This is a genomic window from Actinomadura sp. NPDC000929, assembly GCF_040492065.1.
Classification (GTDB): Bacteria; Actinomycetota; Actinomycetes; order Streptosporangiales; family Streptosporangiaceae; genus Spirillospora; species Spirillospora verrucosospora.
Genome location: NZ_JBEUPA010000146.1, coordinates 1 through 21,738, shown reverse-complemented (window position 1 = coordinate 21,738; position 21,738 = coordinate 1). Strand labels below are relative to the sequence as shown.

The window sequence follows — 21,738 nt, the reverse complement described above, 5'->3', positions numbered from 1 at the left end:
CGGGGGAAGAACTCGTACCAGGCCCCGTACAGGGCTCGTTGCCGGTGCACTACCAGCGGATACCAGTCACTGACCGTCAACAGATCCCGCAACGGATGGCGTTCCAGGACGTCCTCGACATCGGGATCGGCAACGGCCTCCATCCGGTCGGCGACCGGAACGGTCTCGTCCCCGAGGCGCTTGGCCAGCCGCCCCACGGTCGGGCGGTCCTTGCTCGGGACGGCCTCCGCCGCGCGGGCGAACAGCCGCGCCCCTTCCGCGAGCATGAGCTCGACGTCCTGGCCGCGCGGAACCTTGATCTCGGCGTCGTGGCGCCAGTGCGCGATCGGATCGCCCCAGGCCTCCACCCGGAACGACCACGACCCCATCTCCGTCGGCGTCACCTGCGCCGACCACCGGTCGAGCCCGACCCCGACCTCGCTCATCCGCTGCGGCGGCAGTTCCTCGCCGTCCGGCGTCCGCAGCACCACCGCCGCGCCCAGCCGCTCGTGCCCCTCCCGGAACACCGTCGCCGACACCTCGACGGTCTCGCCCACCACCGCCTTCGCCGGCCACCGGCCGCAGTCCACCACCGGCTCGACGTTGACGATCGGGATGCGTCCCAGCCTCGGAATCCCGGGCATGCTGGACGTTCCGGACTCGACGTGCATGTGCCACCCCTACCCTCTCGAGAGATCCAAAACGTCCATGCCCGGAACGCGCCGCCTACTGCCGAGTAGTCGCGGAAGTTTTTCCCCGTTCGCCCGATGGTCGCCGTGGCGTGCGGCTCGTCCCCTGGCCGACCTGCGACACGGCTCCTGGCCGACCCCGGCCGTGCCGCGCCGGTCTTGGGAGGGTCGAGATTGGGCAAACGGTCGGCCCGGACGCGGGAGCCCGCCCAGGTGACGAGCGCCCGGGACCGGGCGGGAGCCCCCGTGGGGACGGGGATTCCGGGGACTCGTGCCCCCGGCGGGCCGATCGGTCCGCGAGGTGACGGTGTGGTCCCCGCCGTCGCGCCCATGCCCCCGAAGCGCATAGCGTGACGTTGCGTGAAGGCAATCCGACGTTTCACGGTACGCACCGTCCTTCCCGAGCCCCTCAGGCAGCTCGAGGAGCTGGTCCTCAACCTGCGCTGGTCGTGGCACCACGAGACGCTCGACCTCTTCCGCGACGTGGACCCGGCGCTCTGGAAGGCCGTCCACCACGATCCGGTCAGGCTGCTCGGCGAGGTCGCCCCCGAGCGGCTCGCGCGCCTGGCGGAGGACCGGCGGTTCCTGCGACGCCTCCAGGACACCGCCGAGGACCTGCGCGAGTACCTGACGGCGCCGCGCTGGTACCAGTCGCGCCCAGGGGACTCGCCGGTGAGCATCGCCTACTTCTCACCCGAGTACGGGATCACCGCCGCGCTGCCGCAGTACTCCGGGGGCCTCGGCATCCTCGCCGGCGACCACCTGAAGACCGCCAGCGACCTCGGCGTGCCCATCCTCGGGGTCGGGCTCCTCTACCGGCACGGCTACTTCTCCCAGTCGCTGTCGCCGGACGGCTGGCAGCTGGAGCGCTATCCCCCGATCGACCCCAACGGGCTGCCCCTGACCCTCCTGCGCGAGCGGGACGGGACGCCGGTGCGCGTCGTCATCGGCCTGCCCAAGGGCGGCGGCCTGCACGCGCAGGTGTGGATCGCGCGGGTCGGCCGCGTCCCGCAGCTGCTCCTCGACTCCGACGTCGAGGAGAACGACCAGGCCGCCCGGGACGTCACCGACCGGCTGTACGGGGGCGGCGGCGACCACCGCCTCCTCCAGGAGATGCTGCTCGGCATCGGCGGCGTGCGGGCCATCCGCGCGTACTGCCGCATCACCGGGCATCCGGCGCCGGAGGTGTTCCACACCAACGAGGGCCACGCCGGGTTCCTCGGCCTGGAGCGCATCCGCGAGCTGGCAAAGGAGGAGGCCCTGACCTTCGACGAGGCCCTGGAGGCGGTCCGGGCGGGCACGGTGTTCACCACCCACACGCCCGTCCCGGCCGGTATCGACCGGTTCCCCCGCGAACTGATCGCCCGCTACTTCGGCGGCGCGAACGAGGAGGAGCAGGTCCCCGTCGACCGGATCCTCGCGCTCGGCGCCGAGGACTACCCCGGCGGCGACCGCACCGTGTTCAACATGGCCGTGATGGGCATGCGGCTGGCGCAGCGCGTGAACGGCGTCAGCCGGCTGCACGGCGAGGTCAGCCGGGAGATGTTCGGCGGGCTGTGGGGCGGGTTCGACACCGCGGAGGTCCCCATCGGGTCGATCACCAACGGCGTGCACGCCGGGACGTGGGTCGCGCGCGAGGTGCTGGAGTTCACCGCCCGCGAGCTGCCGTCGGTGATGGAGTCCGGGCGCGGCTGGGAGGCCGTGCGCGACGTCCCCGAGCCGGAGGTCTGGCGGATGCGCAACCTGCTGCGCCGCCGCCTCGTGACGGACGCGCGCCGCCGCCTGCGCGAGTCGTGGCGCCAGCGCGGCGCCAGCGAGGCCGAGACCTCGTGGATCGACGACGCCCTCGACCCCGACGTCCTGACGATCGGGTTCGCGCGGCGCGTCCCGTCCTACAAGCGGCTCACGCTGATGATGAGCGACCCGGACCGGCTCCGCGCGATCCTGCTCGACCCCGACCGGCCCGTGCAGATCGTCATCGCCGGGAAGGCGCACCCCGCCGACGAGGGCGGCAAGCGGCTCATCCAGGAGATCGTCCGGTTCACCGGGTCCGAGGACGTCCGGCACCGGATCGTGTTCCTGCCCGACTACGACATGGCCCTCGGGCAGCTCATGGTGCAGGGCTGCGACGTGTGGATGAACAACCCGCTGCGCCCGCTGGAGGCGTGCGGCACGTCCGGGATGAAGGCCGCGCTGAACGGCGGGCTGAACCTGTCGATCCGCGACGGCTGGTGGGACGAGTGGTACGACGGCCAGAACGGCTGGGCGATCCCCTCCGCCGACGGCCTCGCCGGCCCCGACCGGCGGGACGAGCTGGAGGCCGCCGCCCTCTACGAGCTGATCGAGGACCACGTCTCCGTCACGTTCTACGACCGCGACTCGGCCGGGTTGCCGCGCCGCTGGCTGGAGATGGTCAAGCACACCATCGCCACCGTCGGCCCGAAGGTGCTCGCGTCCCGGATGCTGCGCGACTACGTCGACGACCTCTACACCCCGGCCGCCGTGTCGGAGCGCTCCATGGTCGCCGACAAGTTCGCGGGCGCCCGTGAGCTGGCGGCCTGGAAGCGGCAGGTCCGCTCGGCGTGGCCGCGGGTCGCCGTCGAGCACGTCGAGTCGACCGGGGAGGAGAGCCCCCAGGTCGGCGCGCGGCTGACGGTCCGGGTCGTGGTCGACCTCGACGGGCTCGCCCCCGAGGACGTCGCCGTCGAGGTCGCCTACGGCCGGGTGGACGACGCCGACGCGCTCGTCGACCCGTCCTACCTGGAGCTGGAGGACGGCGGCCCGGCCGAGAACGGGCGGCGCCGCTACACCGGAGAGGTGCCGCTCGGGCGCAGCGGCGCGTTCGGCTACAGCGTGCGGGTGGTGCCGAGCCACCCGCTGCTGTCCGGACGGGCCGAGATGGGCCTCGTCGCGCTGCCGCCCGCGCCGCAGGGCATGACCAACGGCGACCTGCGCTAGCCGGCCTCCCCCTCGTCGTCGGCGGGCGGCGGATCGGGCGTCTGCCAGGCCGCGACGACGAGGGGGAGCAGCGTGTGCGTCGCCAGCAGCGCGAACAGGATCAGGAAGAGCGCGGCGCCGGGGATCTGCGACTCGCGGCCGTCCCGGTCGGCGATCATCGTCGCCACCAGCACCGCGACCAGCACGAACGTGGTGGCCTGGTGCGACGTCGCGAAGGCGCGGAGCCGCGCAGTGAGCTGCCGCTCGTCCAGCTCGCGCTCCCGCCTGGAGGTCAGGCCCCGGGTCACCGCGATCAGCTGGCCGGCCAGCGGTATCCCGCCCACCACCAGGACGCCGAGGATCACGAAGTTGACGATCATCGCGGTGTCGCTCGGGGCCAGCGCCCACGACACGGCGGCGTCCACCCAGAACAGGCCCAGCATGGCCGCGCCCGCCCCCGCCAGCATCCGGCGGGGCCGGCGGCGCGCGTAGCGGGCGGGCAGCCGCCGCTCCAGCTCCTCGTCGAGGGCGGCGAGGCGGTCCGAGCGCCTGCGGCGGGACCGCTCCCTCCACCCGGCGGTGCGGTTCGTCATGACGTGCCTCCGATTCTCGGGAACGGCTTGAGGGAGAAGACGACCTCGACCGGCACCTCGAAGTACTCGGCGATGCGCAGGGCGAGGTGCAGGCTCGGGCTGTACTCGCCCCGCTCCAGGTAGCCGACCGTCTGGTAGTGCACCCCCAGCGCGGCGGCGAGGTCGCGGCGCGAGACGCCGCGCTCCGCCCTGAGCACCGTGATCCGGTTGTGGACGGTCTCCTTCTCGGCGGACACCGGATCGGCCTTGCGGTTCACCGGCTCGCTCATGCTCACTCCCCGTACGGGTCCTTGGACGGATCACCGTAAGTCTGCATCTGTTGATAGTAGAAGTACTACATCTCGTATCGGACATGCAAGCGAGCCGAAGCTGGCAGGATGGACACGTGCGACTTGCGAACCGGGGCGGGCGGCCGGTCCCCTGGCCGCCGACCGGCCGCACCGCGGACGCCGCACTGGCCGGCGGGGCCTTCGCCGTCCTGGCCGCGATGACCCTCGTGTCGGTCCACACGGGCCCGCCCTCGCGGATGCCCCTCTACAGCTGGGCGCTGCTGGCGGTCGCCTGCGGGGCGCTGTACTTCCGCCGGAGCCATCCCGTCGCGGTCGCCGCCGTCACGCTCGCCGCCTGCGCCGTCTACTACCCGGTCACCGAACCCGACGGGCCGGCCGTGCTCACGTTCGTCGTCGCCCTCTACACCGCGGCCGCCGAGGGCCACATCACCGCGGCCGTCGTCCTCGTGGGGATCGCGGTGGCCGGGACGGTGGCCGGCGACCGCCGCGACGACGTCAACCACCTCGCGGACGCGGCCGGCTTCCTGCTCATCGGCTGGTTCGTCGCGGTCGTCGCCATCGGCGGCGTCGTCCGCAACCGCCGCGCCTACCTGCGCGAGGCGCAGGAGCGCGCCCGCGTCGCCGAGCGCGGACGCGAGGCCGAGGCCCGCCGCCGGGCCATCGAGGAGCGCCTGCGCATCGCCCGCGAGCTGCACGACGTCCTCGGCCACAACATCTCGCTCATCAACGTGCAGGCCACCGCCGCGCTGCACGGCCTGCGCCGCGAGCCGCAGCGCGCCGAGGACGCCCTCACCGCGATCAAGCAGGCCAGCAAGGACGTGCTCCGGGAGATGCGCGCCACGCTCGGCGTCCTGCGGCAGGTCGACGAGGCCGCCCCGGTCGCGCCCGCCCCCGGCCTCGCCCGGCTGGACGAGCTGACCCGGGGCCTCGCGGCGGCCGGCCTGGAGATCCGCACCGAGGTGGAGGGCGAGCCGCGCCCGCTGCCCGCCGAGGCCGACCTCGCCGCGTACCGGATCGTCCAGGAGGCGCTCACCAACGTCACGCGGCATTCCGGCGCGACGTCCGCTGTCGTCCGCGTCGGCTACGGCGCCGACGGCGTGGTCGTCAGCGTGGCGGACGACGGGACGCCCGGATCCGGCGCGCCGTCGTCCGACGGCAGCGGCATCCGCGGGATGCGGGAGCGCGCCGAGGCGCTCGGCGGCGACCTCGACGCCGGGCCCGGCCCGGACGGCGGCTTCACCGTCCGCGCCCGCCTGCCGCTTTAGCCTGTGTTCCGAAGGCCCGGCCCACTTCGCTCGCCTGGCGGCTCGCTACGTGACCTGGGCGAGCGCGACATCGCTTCGCGATCTGCCCGGTCCCGCCTTCGGCTTCGCCGCACCAGGCCGGTCACGCGCTCGCGCGCGTGGCCGAGGCCACTTCGAGATAGGCCCTAGCCTGCTTCCCGGCCCCGGGACCCCAGCGGCTCCGGAACCCGAGCGGCCGCGGGACCCGGCGCGCGAGCCGCGGCCGCCTGCGCCCAGAACCGGGCGGCGCCGGGACCGCCGGACGGGGCGCGCCTGCTGATTGAGATCATGCCGGTCCCGCCCCCGCCCGGCGCCACGGGCCGCGCCCGGTCGACGACGCCGACGCCGTCGCCGCGGCGGGCCTCGGCCGCGTCGCGCGTGGTGAGCAGGACTGTCGTGCCGGACGCGGCGATCCGGCGCAGCGTCGCCCAGATCAGGTGGACCGTTCCACTGTCGAGGCCGGACGTAGGTTCGTCCAGGAAGAGCACGTCCGAGCGCCCCAGCAGCGCCAGCGACAGGTCGAGCCGCCGCCGCCCGGCCGTCAGCCGCTCGAACCGCACCCCGGCGGACGCCTCCAGGCCGGTCAGCGCGAGCGCCTCGGCCGCCGCCAGCGGGTCCAGCGTCCAGCGGCGCCAAGCCGTGACGACCTCGGAGACGGTGAGGCCGGGGAAGAGCCCGCCGTCCCGCCACACCGCGCCGATCCGCAGCCCCTCCCGCTCCGCGTACGGGTCGGCGCCCCGGATCCGCACCGTGCCGCCGCAGGGGCGGCGGAGGCCCGCCAGCGCCTCCAGCAGCAGCGTCTTGCCCGACCCCCCGTGGCCGAGCAGCGCGTAGACCTGGCCCTCCGGCACCCCGAACGAGAAGTCCCCGACCGTCCGGGCACCGCAGCGGACGCGCAGTTCACGCGCCTCCACGACGATTCCGCTCATCCCTCGTCGCTCCCCCCACAAGGCGGCGCCCGGCCCTCCCGGGGCGCCCACGTGCTGAAAGCCTAGGGAGCGGCCCCTCCGGCAGGCGGTCGAGCCGCGCCGGCGTTCGCACTCCGTAAGATCATCCGTGGCCCGCAGGCGCCGGAGACCTCGGGTCAGTCCTCGTCCTGCCCGGCGAGTGCCTCGTAGACGGGCGCCAGCACGTCGGTCAGCGCGCGGCGCCGGACGCGGACCGGCGGGGGAGCGGCGACGTGGAGCACGAACCCCGGCGGGACGGGCGGCGCCGGCGGGCGCTCGCGCAGCCGGGCCAGCCCGGACGGCGGTGTCCAGAAACCCTCGGCGGTAAGCGGCTCGTCCCGCATCTCCAGCGGGTCGGGCTCCGTCCCGGTGGCGCGCCGCAGCGCGCCGAGCAGCTGGTCCCGGCGCCGCCCGTTCCACTGGAGGACGAGGAACGGGTCGTCGTCGAACGCCTCGGCGAGCAGGTACAGGACGGCGGCGGCGTGCTTGCACGGGTCGCCCCAGTCGGGGCAGTCGCACATCAGGTGCAGGTCGGACGCCGAGTCCGGGAACAGCGCGAGCCCCAGCTCGGCGAACACCCACTCGATCTCCGGTGGCATCTCCCCGGCCAGCAGCCGGGCCCGGAACAGCGCGCGGGACGCCAGCTCCGCCTCCACCGCGCGCCAGCCGTCCTCGTCGATCGCCTCGATGCCGAGCGCCACCTCGTACGGCTCCGGCGCCGAGCCCCGCACCTTCGCGGTCACCTCGTACGCCTCCACCCGCAGGTCGAACACGGTGCCCTTGCGGGCGTAGGCGCGGCCCCGCTCCAGGCGCCCGGCGTCGGCGAACGACTCCACCAGGTCGATGAAGCGCCGCGACCACCACCGCGCCCCGATCGAGCCGCGCCTCGTGCGCGCCCTGACGCCCTCGTCCATCAGTCGCTCACCGCCTCCGGCGACAGCCGCAGGACGTCGCGCAGCTCGGCGACCGACAGCTCGGTCAGCCAGTCCTCACCCGTGCCGACGATCGAGTCGGCCAGGGCCTTCTTGCGTTCGATCATCTCGTCGACGCGCTCCTCCATCGTCCCCACGCAGATGAACTTGCGGACCTGGACGTCGCGGGTCTGCCCGATGCGGAACGCCCGGTCGGTGGCCTGGTCCTCCACGGCCGGGTTCCACCACCGGTCGACGTGCACGACGTGGTTGGCGGCCGTCAGCGTCAGGCCCGTCCCGGCGGCCTTGAGGGACAGCAGGAAGATGGCGGGTTCGCCGTCCTCCTGGAACCGCTGGACGAGGTCGTCGCGCCCCTGCTTGGACGTCCCGCCGTGCAGCCACAGCACCGGGCGTTCGAGCCGCGCCGCCAGGTAGGGCTGGAGCATCGACCCGAACTCGGCGTACTGGGTGAAGACGAGCGCCTTCTCGCCCTGCTCCAGGACCTCGGCGCAGATCTCCTCCAGCCGTTCGAGCTTGCCCGACCGTCCGGGCAGGCGCGAGCCGTCCTTGAGCAGCTGCGCCGGATGGTTGCAGACCTGCTTGAGCTTGGCCATCGTCGCCAGCACCAGCCCGCGCCGCTTGGCCTCCTCCGCCTCGGCGATCTGCTGGAGCATGTCGTCCACGGTCGCCTGGTAGAGCGACGCCTGCTCGGTCGTCAGGTTGCAGTAGACCTTGATCTCCTGCTTCTCCGGCAGATCCGAGATGATCGACTTGTCGGTCTTGAGGCGGCGCAGGATGAACGGCTGCGTCGCCCGCCTGAGCGCCAGCGCCGCCTGCTCGTCGCCCTCCCGCTCGATCGGGATCGCGAACCGCCGCCGGAACGCGCTCCGCGGCCCGAGCAGCCCCGGGTTCGCGAACTCCATGATCGACCACAGCTCGGTCAGGTGGTTCTCCACGGGCGTGCCGGTGAGCGCGATCCGGCTCCGCGCCGGGATGCTCCGCACCGCCCGGGCCTGCCGCGTCCCGCTGTTCTTGAGCGCCTGCGCCTCGTCGCAGATGACCCGCTCCCACGCGATCGGCGCGAGCATCTCCGCGTCGCGCGCCGCCGTCCCGTAGGTGGTGAGCACCAGATCCGCCCCCGCCACCGCCTCGGCGAGCTCCTCGCCCCGATGCCGCCCCGTCCCGTGGTGCACGTGCACCCGCAGCTTCGGCGTGAACCGCGCGGCCTCCCGCTGCCAGTTCCCCACCAGCGACATCGGGAGAATGGCCAGCGTCGGAGCGGTCGTCGCACCATCTTTTCGTTCGTGAACAAGGAGTGAGAGCACCGATATGGTTTTCCCGAGGCCCATGTCGTCCGCGAGAAGGGCGCCCAGGCCGAGTTCGTTCATGAACGTCAGCCAGGCGAGCCCGCGCTCCTGGTAGGGCCGCAGCTCGGCGTCCAGGTCCTCCGGGGTGCGCATGGGGGCGAGGCGGCGGTCGGCCTCACCGGAGAGGAGGTCGCCGAGGGGGCCCGCGGCGTCCACCCCGGTCAGGGGGAGGGCGTCGTCGCCGGCGTGCACGATGGCCCTGATCGCCTCGGCGGCCGTCATGCGGCCGCGGCGCGGGTGGCGCAGGAAGTCGAGGGCCGCCTCCAGCTGGTGCTCGTCGAGCTCCACCCACTGGCCGCGCAGGCGGACGAGGGGGGTCTTCAGCCGGGCCAGCTCCTCCAGCTCGGCCTCGTCGATGCTCTCGTCGCCGATGGCGAGGTCCCAGCGGAAGTCGACCATCGACTTCAGATCGAAGCCCGAGGGCGCCGCCGACCCCGCGGAGGCCTCCGGGTCCTCGGGGCGGGTGGTGAGCCTCATGCCGAGCTTCGCCTTGCCCGCCCACTGGGGGAGCAGGACGCCGAAGCCCGCGGCGGCGAGCATGGGGGCCGCCTGGCGGAGGAAGCGGAACGCGCCCGCCGTGTCGAGGAGGAGCTCGCGCGGCGCGGGGCCGTCCAGGGCGGGCGCCAGGTCGGGGAAGAGGCGCAGGGCCCGGCCGAGGCCGGCGAGGAGGGTCTCCTCGGCCTGCGGGATCGACGTGGCCTCGCCGTCCCAGACCAGCGCGGCGGGGACGTAGAGGCTCGGGTCGTCGGTGCCCTGGAGGGCGAACTCGACCCGCCAGGAGCCGCCGTCGCGGGGCTCGGCGTCCTCCTCGAACTCCTCGGCGCCCGGTTCGGCGAGGCGGAAGCAGACACGCAGCGGGCCGGACGGGCGGCGCGCGGCGGCGGCCCACGCGTCCAGCTCGGCGATGAGGTCGTCGGGGTCGTCGCGGGGTTCGCGGGCGACCTCGGGGGACGGGCCGGTCAGCGCCATCACCCAGCGCTCGGCGAGCGGGAGCCGGTCGGGCTCCTTGCGCCGCGATACCAGCAGCGGATGCGGGACGGTGCCCCGCACGGCCGTGTCGACCAGGGCCGACAGCGCCTCGCGCAGGACCTCGGCGGCGGGCCGCCCGCCGTCGGCCGCGCGGCAGGCGGCGGGCATGGCGCGGGCCAGCGCGCGGAACCGCGCCGGGTCGTCGATCACCGGGCGCCAGCGGGCGACGAGGTCGCCGTCCTCGCGCAGCAGGGCGGGCAGGACGTGGCCGCGCCCGGCGAGGTGCACCGCCTCGTCGGCGAGCAGGCACAGGAAGCGCAGGTCGGTGCCCGCGACGACGTCGGCGCTGTGCTCGGCCGCCTGGAGCAGCGCCATCGCGGGGAACGGGGCGAGGACCAGGGCCGGGACCCGCCACGGGCGCAGCTCGGGCTCGTCGCGCACCGGCTCGGGGCCCAGCTCGGCCGACGGCAGCGGATGGTCGCCCGCGGTGGGCAGCGACATCGCCAGCTCGACGCGGAACGCGGCGCGCAGGAGCGGCTCATAGGACGTGCCGGTGAAATCGCAGGTCGCGAAGGGGTGGACGTCCGGGGAGGGCTCGTACGGGCCGGTGCGTTCGGCCCACAGGCAGAGCGCACCGCCATGCCAGGTGGCGTGGGCGACGAGCATGGTCCCCGAAGCTACCAGCAGCCTCGGACACCACCGGGGCCCGCTCCGTGACCGGCCGCTGGTTAGGCTCGGGGCGTCCGCACCGAGTTGCACTGGGAGGGTCGCCGTGGGCGAGTTCGTACGGGTCGAGGTCGAGGACGGGATCGCGACGATCAGGCTGGACCGTCCGAAGATGAACGCCCTGAACGCCCAGATGCAGCGGGAGCTCATCGACGCGGCCCGGCAGGTCACGCAGGACGAGGCGGTCGGCGCGGTGGTGCTGTACGGGGGCGAGCGGGTCTTCGCCGCGGGCGCGGACATCAAGGAGATGGCCCCGATGTCGTACGCGGAGATGTCGGCGGGGCACTCGCGGCTGCTGCAGGACTTCGCCAAGGCGCTCGCCGGGATCCCCAAGCCGGTCATCGCCGCGATCACCGGGTACGCGCTCGGCGGCGGGCTGGAGGTGGCGCTGACCGCCGACTTCCGCGTCGCGGGAGAGGGCGCGAAGGTGGGCCAGCCGGAGATCCAGCTCGGCATCATCCCCGGCGCGGGCGGCACGCAGCGGCTGGCCCGGCTGGTCGGGCCGTCGAAGGCCAAGGACCTGATCTTCTCGGGACGGCACGTCGCGGCGGACGAGGCCCTCGCGATGGGCCTGGTGGACCGGGTCGTCCCCGACGACGCCGTCTACTCCGCCGCCCGGAAGTGGGCGGCGACGTTCGTCGGCGGTCCCGCGATCGCGCTGCGCGCCGCCAAGCAGGCCATCGACCGGGGGCTGGAGGCCGACCTCGACACCGGGCTGGAGATCGAGCGGACGCAGTTCGCGGCCCTTTTCGCCACCGAGGACCAGGCGGCCGGGATGAAGAGCTTCATGGAGGAGGGCCCGGGCAAGGCCACGTTCACCGGCCGCTGAGTTCACCGTCGCCGGGCGCGCGGTCACGCGTGCCCAGCACCTCGTCGGCGTAGCGTTCGGTCCAGCGGCCGAGGGCGGCGAGGGGTTCGAGCATCCCGCGCCCGGGCGGGGTGAGCTCGTACTCGACGCGCGGGGGCGCCTCGGCGTACCGGCGGCGGACCACCAGGCCGTCGCGTTCGAGGCGGCGCAGCGTCTCGGTCAGCACCTTGTGGCTGATGCCGCCGATCCGCTCGCGCAGTTCACCCGGACGCAGCGGGCCGTGCTGGAGCGACCACAGCACGACGCCCGTCCACGTGCCCGAGAGCACGTCGAGGCCGAGCCTCGTCTGGCAGTCGGCGATGTACTCGTACTCGTCCATGGGTTCGCCCGCCATCCTGCCCCCTCCGATACGCACCGGATGGTGCGGAACGGACCGCCTAACGTCCCGACCGACGGTAAACGAACGGGAGGACGTCATGCGGATCGGAGTGCTCGGCGCGGGCGCCATGGCGGACGCGCTCGCCACGCAGTGGGCGCGCAAGGGACATCGGGTGCGGATCGGGGCAAGGACCCCCGCGAAGGCGGTCGCGCTGGCCGGACGGATCGGGCACGGCGCGGCCGGCGGCACGCTGCGGGAGGCGGCGGAGCACGGCGACGCGGTGCTCCTCGCCGTCTGGCACGAGGGCGTCCCGGACGTCCTGCGCGAGGCGGGGCCGCTGGAGGGGCGCGTGCTGATCGACTGCACCAACCCGATGGAGCCGCCGTTCGAGCGGCTCAAGACGGCGGGCGGCCCGTCCGCGGCGCGGCGGATCGCCGACCTCAGCGGCGCGCGGGTCGTGAAGGCGTTCAACACCTGCCACGAGAGCGTGTGGCGGATGACGCCCCCGGCGTTCGGGGGGCGTCCGCTCGGCGTCCCGCTGTGCGGGGACGACGAGGAGGCCCTCGCCGCGGTGCGCGGCCTGGTGCGCGACCTCGGCTGCGTGCCGATGGACGGGGGGAGCCTGGAGCGGGCCGGGCTCCTGGAGGCCGCCACCGCGTTCATGGTGGGGCTGTGGGTGGCGGGCGAGGATCCGGCCGCCATGCTGCCGCCCCCCGAGTACGCTGGGGGCGATCCGGAGCGCACCTCCGAACTCGCGGGCTGAAACGTTATCGGTGTTTTTTGGGCGTGCTGTGGGGGTGCGCGAAGAACCGCCGATAGCATCTGCCGCCATGCGACATGCGTACCGGACCGCGCTCGTGACGGGGGCGTCCAGCGGTATCGGCGAGAGCTTCGCCCGCCTCCTGGCCGGCCGCGGCACCGACCTGGTGATCGTGGCCCGCCGGAGCGACCGGCTGGACGGGCTGGCCCGCGAGCTCGTCGAACGGTACCGGGTGGCCGTGGAGGTCGTGGCCGCCGACCTCACCGATCCCGCGCGGCGCGCCGAGGTCGAGGCGCGGCTGCGCGCCGAGCCGGTCGAACTGCTCGTCAACAACGCCGGGTACGGCGCCTTCGGGGCGTTCGCGGAACTGCCGCTCGACGACCACCTCGCGCAGATCGAGCTGAACGTGGCCGCGCTCGTGCGGCTCACCCACGCCGCCCTGCCCGGCATGATCGCGCGCGGCCGGGGCGGGGTGCTGAACGTCGCGTCGATGGCGGGGTTCGCGCCCTCGCCCGGCAGCGCGACCTACGGGGCGACGAAGGCGTACGTGGCGTCGTTCTCCGAGAGCCTGCACTCGGAGGTCTCGGGCAAGGGCGTCCACGTGACGGCGCTGTGCCCCGGCTTCACCCGCACCGACGACGACGTCCCGGCCAACCTGCTCTGGCTGCGGCGCGACGACGTGGCGCGGGCGGGGCTGGAGGCCGTGGCGACCGGACGCGCGCTGTGCGTTCCCGGCATGCAGTACAAGGCGGCGCTCCCGGCGCTCCGCCTCGTTCCGCGGCCGCTGCTCAGGGCGGCCGTGAACCGGATGTGGCAACAGGCCGCCGACACGCGGTGACGAGGCGTCATGCCGATTTCGCGCGGACCTACAAAAGTTCCCGCGCCTTGCTTGTCGCGGTGCTGACTTGACGGGGCTCGCGCCGACTCGCGACCATCGAACCTACGCTTGAGTAGGTTGTGAACGGCCTGCTGGGCGCCCGCAAAGACGACCTCGTCCAGCGAAGGAACCGCATGTCCGTGACCCCCGAAGAGAAGTCCCAGACCGGCCTCATGCTCGACCTCGAGCCGGTGGTCGAGCAGGAGCTGAACCGGCACCTGTCCATGGCCAAGGAATGGTTCCCGCACCAGTACGTCCCGTGGAGCGAGGGCCGCGACTTCGACGGGCCGCTGGGCGGCGAGCCGTGGTCCATCGAGCAGTCGAAGGTGACTCCCGAGGCGCGCGACTCCCTGATCGTCAACCTCCTCACCGAGGACAACCTGCCCGGCTACCACCGCGCCATCGCCACCGTCTTCGGCCGCGACGGCGCCTGGGGCACGTGGGTGAACCGCTGGACGGCCGAGGAGAACCGGCACGGCATCGCCCTGCGCGACTACCTCACCGTGAGCCGCGCGGTCGACCCGATCGCGCTGGAGCGCGCCCGCATGCACCACATGGAGGCGGGCTACGAGGCCGACCACGGCGACTCGTTCCTGCACGGGACGGCGTACGTGTCGTTCCAGGAGCTCGCGACCCGCGTGTCGCACCGCAACACCGGCAAGGCGTCCGGCGACCCCGTCTGCGAGCAGATGATGACGCGCATCGCCGCCGACGAGAACCTCCACATGATCTTCTACCGGAACCTGATGGGCGCCGCGCTGGAGGCCTCCCCGAACGAGACGATGCGGGCGATCACCGACGTCGTGACGACGTTCCAGATGCCCGGCCACAGCATCGACGGCTTCCTGCGCAAGTCGGTCGTCATCGCCAACGCCGGCATCTACGACCTGCGGCTCCACCACGACGACGTGCTCGTCCCGGTGCTGCGCAAGTGGGGCGTCTTCGACCGCACCGACCTGACGGGCGACGGCGAGAAGGCCCGCGAGGAGCTCGCCGAGTTCCTGGAGCAGCTCGACGCCGCCGCCACCAAGTTCGAGACCCGCCGCGAGGAGCGCCGGGCCCGCCAGGCGGCGCGCAAGGGCTAGCCGGCCCGCGAGGCGGACCCGCGGGAACCCGGGTGACCTGAACCGGACTCGCGCGGACGCCGGGAACCCGGAGGGCGTTTCCTGGCGTCAAAGGGTGCATGGGGACGCACAGGAGACTGGGCGGGTACCGGTTGCTGGGCGAGATCGGCCGGGGGAGCACGGCGGTGGTCCACCTGGCCATGGACGCCGCCGGCCGGGAGGTCGCGGTCAAGGAGCTCGTTCCGGAGCTCGCGGGGGAGCCGGAGGCGATCAGCCGGCTGGCGCGGGAGATGCGGGCGCAGGCGCGGGTGCGCAGCGCCCACGTCGCCCGCCTGCTGGACGGGGCGGTCTCGGCGCCGAGGCCGCACGTGGTCATGCAGTACGTGCCGGGGTGCCCGCTGAACGACCTCGTCCCGGCGTACGGGCCGCTGCGCGGCGACCGGCTCGTCCGGTTCGCGCGGCGGCTGGCGCTGGCGCTCGGGGACGTCCACGACGCGGGCGTGCTGCACCGCGACGTGTCGCCCGGCAACGTCATCGTGCTGGGCGACCGCCCGACGCTGATCGACTTCGGGATCGCGCACGAGTCCGGCGCGGAGCAGATCACCAGGCGCGGCATGGTCGTGGGGACGCCCGCCTACCTGGCGCCCGAGCTGATCGAGGGGGAGCGCGCCACCGCCGCGTCGGACGTGTTCTCGTGGGCGTCGACCGTGGCCTACGCGGCGACGGGCCGCCCGCCGTTCGGGCGCGGGTCGCTGCAGGGGGTGTGCTTCCGGATCCTGCGCGGCCAGGCCGACATCGACGGCGCGCCCGAGCCGCTGGCGGGGCTGCTGCGGGCGGCGTTCCGCCGCGACCCCGCGGAGCGTCCCTCCGCGCGCTGGTTCGCCGGGGCGCTGGCCGGGGCGGCCGAGGGCCACGGGGTGGTGGCGGCCTGATGGCTGGATCTCCCCGGCAGGATGGGCAAGGGTAGGGTTTCGGAAACGATGAGGGGAGCCGTCACGTCCGGGGACCGAATCGGCCACTACAGCGTCCAGCGAACCCTGGGGGAAGGGGGGATGGGCGTCGTCTACCTCGGCGCCGACCCCGAGGGGCGCAACGTGGCCATCAAGGTGCTGCGGCCCGCGGTCGCCGGAGACGCCACGGCGCGTCGCCGGCTGGCCCGCGAGGTCGACTCGATGCGCAGGGTCCACAGCCCGCACGTCGCGGAGATCCTCGACGCCGACGTGACCGCCGACCAGCCCTACATCGTGACCCAGTACGTGCCCGGCCGGACGCTGGAGGAGATCGTCGAGGAGTCCGGCCCGATCTACGGGCCGGCGCTGCAGCGGCTCGGCGTGGGGCTGGCGTCGGCGCTGTCGGCGATCCACGGCGCCGGGATCGTGCACCGCGACATGAAGCCCGGCAACGTGATGCTCGTGGACGGCGAGCCCGTCGTGATCGACTTCGGCATCGCGCAGGCCGCCGACGCGACCCGGCTGACCGCGACCGGCATGGTCATCGGCACCCCCGGCTACCTCGCCCCGGAGATCATCGAGGGTGAGGACGCGGGCCCGCCGTCGGACGTGCACGCCTGGGGCGGGACGGTCGCCTACGCCGCGACCGGCCGCCCGCCCTTCGGCTCCGGCACCTTCGAATCGATCTTCTACAAGATCATGCAGAGCACGCCCGATCTGGACGGCGTGCCCGAGGCGATGCTGCCCGTGCTGCGGTCGGCGATGGCGCGGCACCCGGCCGAGCGGCCGACGGCCGTCAACCTGGTGCAGCTCACGCGCCGCATCCATCTCGAAGCCACCATCACCGACCAGACGCGCGTCGACCGGCACTACCCGGCGGCCGGGGCCGCCGGCGCGGCGGGTGCGGCCGGTGCGCCGGGCGGGCCGGGGCAGCCGGGGCCGGAGGAGACGGCCGCCGACCACTCCCGGCAGTTCTCCATGCCGGCGCCGCAGGACCCGCCGTCGTCCGGGACGTCGTCGGCGTCGCCCGGGATGCCGGTCCCGGCGCCCGCACCCGTCCCGACGCCCGCGCCCGTCCCGGCGCAGCCGAAGGACTTCGTCGGCCAGCTGCCGCCCGCGGCGCCGCCGCCCGTCCCGCCGCCCGGCCCCGCGCCGTTCAAGGCGGGGGAGCAGTACGGGCAGCGCGGCTACGGGCCGCCCGCCCCCTACGACCAGGGCCCCTACCAGGGCGGGTATCCGCCGCCGCAGTACGGGCCCCCGCCGAACCAGCCGCCGCAGGGCGCGCTCCAGCGCGGCCCGTACGAGCCGGAGGCGCGGCAGCGCCCCGACCAGGCCCGTCCCGACCGCGCCGACGGGTCCGAGCGCGACAAGGAGCGGCGCAAGCCCTACGGCTGGTACCGGGTGCTCAGCTTCATCGTCCTGGTGGCGCTGCTGGGGTTCGCCCACATCGCGCCGCTGCTCGCCCTCGGCGTCACCGTCGCCGGCGTGTTCGTCCTGCGGGCGGGCGACAAGGCGGCCAAGGGCATGGAGGGCCGGCAGACGCGGCGGGGCCCGCGCTCGGGCGACGCCGTCGCGGCCGCGTTCCGGACGCCGCTGCACCTTCCCGGCGCGCTGATGTCGACCGTGCTGTGGACGTCGCTCAGCGGCCTCGCGGGGCTGATCTTTCTCGGTGTGCTGATCTTCGCCGATCCGGCGATGACCGCCTCCCGGGCCATCGCCTACGCGGCGATGGCCGTGATCGGGCTGCTCTGCCTCGCGCCGGGCAGCGGCGCGCCCCGCCGCCAGCTGGCCCGCATCTGGGGAGCGGTGCTGCCGCGCGCCGAGGCCGCCCTCGTCGGGGCCCTCATCCTCGGGATCTTCGCCGCGGTGCTGGTCGGGCTGTCGCAGCGGCAGCCGCCCGACACCACGCCGGTGGACGGGATGAGCCAGGATCTGGAGAGCCTGCGCGCCGACGTCCACGACCTCGTGGCGAGCATCCCCGGGACGTGACGCGCGGCGCCTCCGGCGACGGGGGCGCGTCCCCTCTCCGGTCGATAGGGTGGCGACCCATTATGAGCGGTGAGACGAGCCACCAGGCGCACATCGGTCCGTACAGGCTGCTGTCCAGGCTGGGCGGCGGAACCGGCGACGTCCACCGCGCCGCGGGCCCCGACGGCCGCGACGTGGCGATCCGGCTCCTGCCGCCGGGCGCCGCGCCCGACGTCCCGCGGATGCGCGAGGTGCTCAGCCCCTACGTGGCGGACGTCCTGGACGGCGAGGCCGCCGGTCCGCGCCCCTACGTGGTGTTCCGGTTCGTCCCCGGGCGTCCGCTCGCCGAGACGGTCGCCGGGCAGGGGCCGATGGCGGGGGACGCGCTGCGCCGCATGGCCTTCGGGCTCGCCAAGGCTCTCGCCGCCATCCACCTGGCCGGCCTCGCGCACGGCGAGCTGGGGCCGGGAACGGTGCTGGTGGTGGACGACGCGCCGGTCGTCGTCGACTTCGCGTTGACCCCCGGCGCCGGCGCCGCGGACGACGTCCGCGCGTGGGCGGCCACGGTGGCGTTCGCCGCCACCGGCCGTCCGGACGCGCCCGCCGAGGCGCTGCCCGCCGATCTGCGCCCGCTGGTGGCGGCCGCCTCGCATCCCGACCCGGCCGCCCGCCCGTCGGCGGCCGAGTTGGCGGAGGCGGCGTCCCGCCTGAAGCTTCCGGCGGCCGCCGCCCGTCCCGCCGCCGAGGCGCTGGCGCCGCAGGTCCCGGCCCCGGCTCCGGCGGACGTCCCGACCGCGTCCCCCGCCGGGACAGGGGAGACGGCGGCGCACGAGGCGGCGGCGCACGACATGGCGGTGACGCAGGGCTGGGCGCGGCTGCTCGCGGCCCTGGTCGTGGTCGCCGGCGTCGGGGTCGTGATCATGCTGCCGATCGCGGGTCTCGTCCTGACGCTGGCCGCGGTGACGCTGCTGCGGGTGGCGGGCACGACGGCGCGCGGCTGGGCGTGGGCGGTCGGGCGGACGCTGCTGACCGTCCCCTACGCGGCGGTGTTCACGGTCGCCGTCCCGCTCGGGCTCGCCGCGGTGTCGGCGGTCGGCGGGAAGCTCGACTCGCTGACGTCCTGCGCGTTCGGCGCGGGGGCGGGGGCCGCCGTGCTGTGGACGGCGCCGGGCGTCAGCGCTCCGCGGCGCCAGCTGGAGCGGATGTTCCTGCCGGTGGCGCGGCGGCCGCGCGCGGTCGCCGCCGCGGTCGTGGGCCTCGGCGTGCTGTGCCTGCTCGTCGGCGTCGGCGCGATGACGCTGACGCCGAGCTTCTCCCCGACCTACGGCCTGCAGCGGACGCTGGAGAGCTCGATGGACCGCCTCCAGCACGCCGTCAACGGGGTGTGAGGCATGATGTCCGTCACGTCCGGTTCGGGACGCCGCATGCACCGCAAACCCGCCGTACACGTGGGTAAGGTCTCACGAACTGGGATTTGCCAGTAGGCTACCGACGAGTAACATTATCGTGCACGGCCGAACCGGGGACCCGGCTCCGAAGCACGTTCGGGTGTTTGGCAGGCTGTGACTGCGAAAGCGCATGTCCGCGTCGACCCGCCATGGGCGGCGCCCCTCTGCCGCTTACCTCAGCGGCCAACTGAGTGCAGGGAGGTCGGCCACCGGCCATGAACATCGTCGTCCTGGTGAAGCAGGTTCCCGATACGGAGAGCCCGCGCAAGCTGAAGTCCGATGACAGCACGCTCGACCGCGCCGCGGCGGACGGAGTCATCAACGAACTCTGCGAGTACGCCATCGAAGAGGCGCTGCGCATCAAGGAGGCCCACGGCGGCGAGGTGACCGTCCTCACCATGGGTCCCGACAAGGCCACCGACTCCATCCGCAAGGCGCTGGCGATGGGCGCCGACAAGGCCGTCCACCTCCTCGACGACGGCCTCGCGGGCTCCGACGCGCTGCAGACCTCGTACGCGCTGGAGCAGGCGCTCGGACGCACCGGGTTCGACCTGGTCGTCCTCGGCGCGGAGTCCACCGACGCGCGCACCGGCATGATCGCCGCGATGCTCGCCGAGCGCCTCGGCGTCCCGCAGCTCTCGCTCGCCAACAAGGTCGAGATCGACGGGACGTCCATCAAGGTGCAGCGGCAGACCGACTACGGCTTCGACCGGGTCGAGGCGAGCCTGCCCGCGGTCGTGTCCGTGGTGGAGAAGATCAACGAGCCGCGCTACCCCTCGTTCAAGGGGATCATGGCGGCCAAGAAGAAGCCGGTCGAGACGCTCGGTCTCGGCGACGCCGGCATCGACGCGTCGCGGGTCGGCCTGGCGAACGCCGCGACCGAGGTGGTCGACTTCGCCGAGGCGCCGCCGCGCGCGAAGGGCGAGATCGTCACCGACGAGGGCGACGGCGGTGCGAAGATCGCCGAGTTCCTCGCGTCGAAGAAGTTCGTCTGACCGAGGAAGGGGATTGCAACCATGGCCGAGATTCTCGTCCTCGTCGACCACGTCGACGGTGAGGTCAAGAAGGTCACGCTCGAACTGCTGACGCTGGCGAACCGGCTCGGCGAGGCCGCCGCCGTATGGGTCGGCCCGGGCTACGAGAACGCCAAGGACAGGCTCGCCGAGTACGGCGCCGGCAAGGTCTACGTGGCCGCCGACGAGGAGCTGGCCTCCTACGTCGTCGCCCCGAAGGCCGCGCTGCTGGCCCAGCTCGTCAGCGAGAAGTCCCCGGCCGCGGTGCTGGTGGCCGCGACCGGCGAGGGCAAGGAGATCGCGGGCCGCCTCGCCGTCAAGACCGGCTCCGGCGTGCTCACCGACGTCGTGGACGTCGCCGACGGCTTCGTCGGCGAGCACTCCATCTTCGGCGGCGCGATCATCGCGCACGCCAGGGTGCGGACGGGCACGCCGATCATCGCGGTGCGGCCGAACTCCGTCGCCCCCGAGGCGGCCCCGGCCACCCCGGCCGAGGAGCAGGTGTCGGTCACGCTCTCGGACGCCGACAAGGGCGCCAAGATCGTGGAGAAGGTCGTCCAGGAGAAGGGCGAGCGCCCGGACCTGACCGAGGCCGCGATCGTGGTCTCCGGCGGCCGCGGCGTCGGCGGCGCCGAGAACTTCAAGATCATCGAGGGGCTGGCCGACTCGCTCGGCGCGGCCGTCGGCGCCTCCCGCGCCGCGACCGACGCCGGCTGGTACCCGCACTCGTTCCAGGTCGGCCAGACCGGCAAGACGGTGTCGCCGCAGCTGTACATCGCGGTCGGCATCTCCGGTGCCATCCAGCACCGGGCCGGCATGCAGACCTCGAAGACCATCGTCGCGGTCAACAAGGACCCCGAGGCGCCGATCTTCGAGCTGGTCGACTACGGCGTGGTGGGCGACCTGTTCCAGGTCGCGCCGCAGCTCACCGAGGAGATCAGCAAGCGCAAGTGATCTCGCGCGGACGGCCCGGCGACGCTCGCGTCGCCGGGCCGCTGTCGTTCAGGAGCGCTTGGGCGACGGGTACGGAACCGCCTTGAGCAGCGCGGGCTTCAGAATGTCGTTGACCTCGGCGTAGGGGAGCACGTTGTCGAGCTGCCCGCACGCCGACTCATACCCCAGGGTCGAGAGGTAGAAGGCCACGCGCAGCCCCGTCGGGGTGAGGGCCATGGTGACCTCGCCGGACCCGACGAACGCGGACGGGTTGTCGGTGCCCCGCGGCAGGCCCGCGCCGCCCGTCTGGCCTCTGCCGCAGTAGGCGCCGCCGGGCTGGCGGGCCTTGATCCTGCCGTCCAGCGGCTTCAGGCCCTGGCCGCTCGGGACGCGGAACAGGTCGGTCGGCCGGTAGGAGGCGCCGGTCCGCAGGTCGACGGTCGCCGCCTGGGACTGGTCCCAGCCCGTCCCGCGCTCGCCGCGCAGCTCGACCTTGTACCAGACCGACAGCAGCCGGTCGCCGCGCAGGAGGATCGCCGGCGTCACGACATCGGTGTAGGCGCCGCGGCCGATGTCCTTCAAGCCGTTGCGGGTCTTCGCCCAGCGCCGTTCGAGCGGCGCCCGCAGCGCCTGGTTGATCTTCCGGTTGAGCGTGGCGTCCCCGCCCGTGACGCGCACGACCCGGCCCTGCGCCTGGAACGTCATCCCGCCGCCGAGTTCCCGCCGCGGCTCGCTGAGCGCCACCAGCCGCGCGACGATCGGCTTGGGCGCCTCCTGCGCCGTGGCGACGTAGACCGCCGCGCCGCCGCCCACGGCCACGGCCGCGGCGCCGCCCGCGACGGCCGCC

Annotated in this window: 19 protein-coding genes; 11 read left to right on the top strand and 8 right to left on the bottom strand. The window is 74.0% G+C overall.

The features are described from left to right. On the bottom strand, positions 1-650 hold a 650-nt coding region (locus tag ABWI04_RS34645; protein WP_353835049.1), incomplete at its 3' end, for a maltotransferase domain-containing protein. Positions 651-1,028: 378 nt separating this feature from the next. Here ABWI04_RS34645 and glgP point away from each other — a divergent pair. Continuing rightward, a complete protein-coding gene (glgP, locus tag ABWI04_RS34640) occupies positions 1,029-3,626 on the top strand; it encodes an alpha-glucan family phosphorylase (RefSeq protein ID WP_353835048.1) in 2,598 nt (865 codons plus the stop codon). On the opposite strand, the gene ABWI04_RS34635 is transcribed toward glgP, so the two are convergent. Both ABWI04_RS34635 and ABWI04_RS34630 read right to left on the bottom strand, forming a co-directional pair. Beyond that, on the bottom strand, positions 3,623-4,198 hold the full coding sequence (locus tag ABWI04_RS34635; RefSeq protein WP_353835047.1) for a hypothetical protein: 576 nt from the start codon (positions 4,196-4,198) through the stop codon (positions 3,623-3,625). The two genes, glgP and ABWI04_RS34635, sit on opposite strands and share 4 nt — an antisense overlap. Next, positions 4,195-4,467, bottom strand: a complete 273-nt coding sequence (locus tag ABWI04_RS34630) for a helix-turn-helix transcriptional regulator (RefSeq protein ID WP_345174764.1) — start codon at positions 4,465-4,467, stop codon at positions 4,195-4,197. Before ABWI04_RS34630 ends, ABWI04_RS34635 begins: the two co-directional genes overlap by 4 nt. A 116-nt stretch (positions 4,468-4,583) precedes the next feature. Here ABWI04_RS34630 and ABWI04_RS34625 point away from each other — a divergent pair, with 116 nt between their 5' ends. After that, a complete protein-coding gene (locus tag ABWI04_RS34625) occupies positions 4,584-5,753 on the top strand; it encodes a sensor histidine kinase (RefSeq protein ID WP_345174766.1) in 1,170 nt (389 codons plus the stop codon). 164 nt (positions 5,754-5,917) lie between these two features. Here the strand turns inward: ABWI04_RS34625 and ABWI04_RS34620 are convergent, their stop codons facing one another. The 3 genes from ABWI04_RS34620 to ABWI04_RS34610 all read right to left on the bottom strand — a co-directional run bounded on the left by ABWI04_RS34620 (position 5,918) and on the right by ABWI04_RS34610 (position 10,631). Further along, on the bottom strand, positions 5,918-6,700 hold the full coding sequence (locus ABWI04_RS34620; RefSeq protein WP_353835046.1) for an ATP-binding cassette domain-containing protein: 783 nt from the start codon (positions 6,698-6,700) through the stop codon (positions 5,918-5,920). Between the two features lie 155 nt (positions 6,701-6,855). Further along, positions 6,856-7,632 (bottom strand): SWIM zinc finger family protein, encoded by a 777-nt coding sequence (locus ABWI04_RS34615; RefSeq protein ID WP_353835045.1) that lies wholly within the window; start codon positions 7,630-7,632, stop codon positions 6,856-6,858. After that, positions 7,632-10,631 (bottom strand): DEAD/DEAH box helicase, encoded by a 3,000-nt coding sequence (locus ABWI04_RS34610; protein ID WP_353835044.1) that lies wholly within the window; start codon positions 10,629-10,631, stop codon positions 7,632-7,634. Before ABWI04_RS34610 ends, ABWI04_RS34615 begins: the two co-directional genes overlap by 1 nt. A 106-nt stretch (positions 10,632-10,737) precedes the next feature. On the opposite strand from ABWI04_RS34610, the gene ABWI04_RS34605 reads away from it, so the two are divergent. After that, positions 10,738-11,520, top strand: coding sequence for an enoyl-CoA hydratase/isomerase family protein (locus ABWI04_RS34605; protein ID WP_345174775.1), 783 nt, complete (start codon positions 10,738-10,740; stop codon positions 11,518-11,520). Here ABWI04_RS34605 and ABWI04_RS34600 read toward each other — a convergent pair. Next, the gene (locus ABWI04_RS34600) at positions 11,507-11,893 is read right to left on the bottom strand and encodes a winged helix-turn-helix transcriptional regulator (RefSeq protein WP_353835043.1); all 387 of its coding nucleotides are present in this window, start codon (positions 11,891-11,893) and stop codon (positions 11,507-11,509) included. The two genes, ABWI04_RS34605 and ABWI04_RS34600, sit on opposite strands and share 14 nt — an antisense overlap. Before the next feature lie 82 nt (positions 11,894-11,975). Between ABWI04_RS34600 and ABWI04_RS34595 the strand changes: the two genes are divergently transcribed. The 8 genes from ABWI04_RS34595 to ABWI04_RS34560 all read left to right on the top strand — a co-directional run bounded on the left by ABWI04_RS34595 (position 11,976) and on the right by ABWI04_RS34560 (position 20,912). Next, complete coding sequence (locus tag ABWI04_RS34595; RefSeq protein WP_345174779.1) at positions 11,976-12,641, top strand: NADPH-dependent F420 reductase; 666 nt, start codon at positions 11,976-11,978, stop codon at positions 12,639-12,641. A 67-nt stretch (positions 12,642-12,708) separates the two neighbouring features. Then, entirely contained in the window at positions 12,709-13,476 is a 768-nt protein-coding gene (locus tag ABWI04_RS34590) for an SDR family NAD(P)-dependent oxidoreductase (RefSeq protein WP_345174782.1), read from the top strand. A 173-nt stretch (positions 13,477-13,649) separates the two neighbouring features. Next, positions 13,650-14,600, top strand: a complete 951-nt coding sequence (locus ABWI04_RS34585) for an acyl-ACP desaturase (protein WP_353835042.1) — start codon at positions 13,650-13,652, stop codon at positions 14,598-14,600. 98 nt (positions 14,601-14,698) lie between these two features. After that, on the top strand, positions 14,699-15,511 hold the full coding sequence (locus tag ABWI04_RS34580) for a serine/threonine-protein kinase (RefSeq protein WP_353835041.1): 813 nt from the start codon (positions 14,699-14,701) through the stop codon (positions 15,509-15,511). Between the two features lie 48 nt (positions 15,512-15,559). Further along, positions 15,560-17,518, top strand: a complete 1,959-nt coding sequence (locus tag ABWI04_RS34575) for a serine/threonine-protein kinase (protein ID WP_345174787.1) — start codon at positions 15,560-15,562, stop codon at positions 17,516-17,518. 62 nt (positions 17,519-17,580) lie between these two features. Next, positions 17,581-18,885, top strand: a complete 1,305-nt coding sequence (locus ABWI04_RS34570) for a protein kinase family protein (protein WP_353835040.1) — start codon at positions 17,581-17,583, stop codon at positions 18,883-18,885. A 275-nt stretch (positions 18,886-19,160) separates the two neighbouring features. Continuing rightward, positions 19,161-19,940, top strand: a complete 780-nt coding sequence (locus ABWI04_RS34565; RefSeq protein WP_345174791.1) for an electron transfer flavoprotein subunit beta/FixA family protein — start codon at positions 19,161-19,163, stop codon at positions 19,938-19,940. 21 nt (positions 19,941-19,961) lie between these two features. Further along, a complete protein-coding gene (locus ABWI04_RS34560) occupies positions 19,962-20,912 on the top strand; it encodes an electron transfer flavoprotein subunit alpha/FixB family protein (RefSeq protein WP_345174792.1) in 951 nt (316 codons plus the stop codon). Positions 20,913-20,960: 48 nt separating this feature from the next. Here the strand turns inward: ABWI04_RS34560 and ABWI04_RS34555 are convergent. After that, positions 20,961-21,738, bottom strand: a 778-nt coding sequence (locus tag ABWI04_RS34555) for a hypothetical protein (protein WP_353835039.1), incomplete at its 5' end; no start/stop codon positions are given.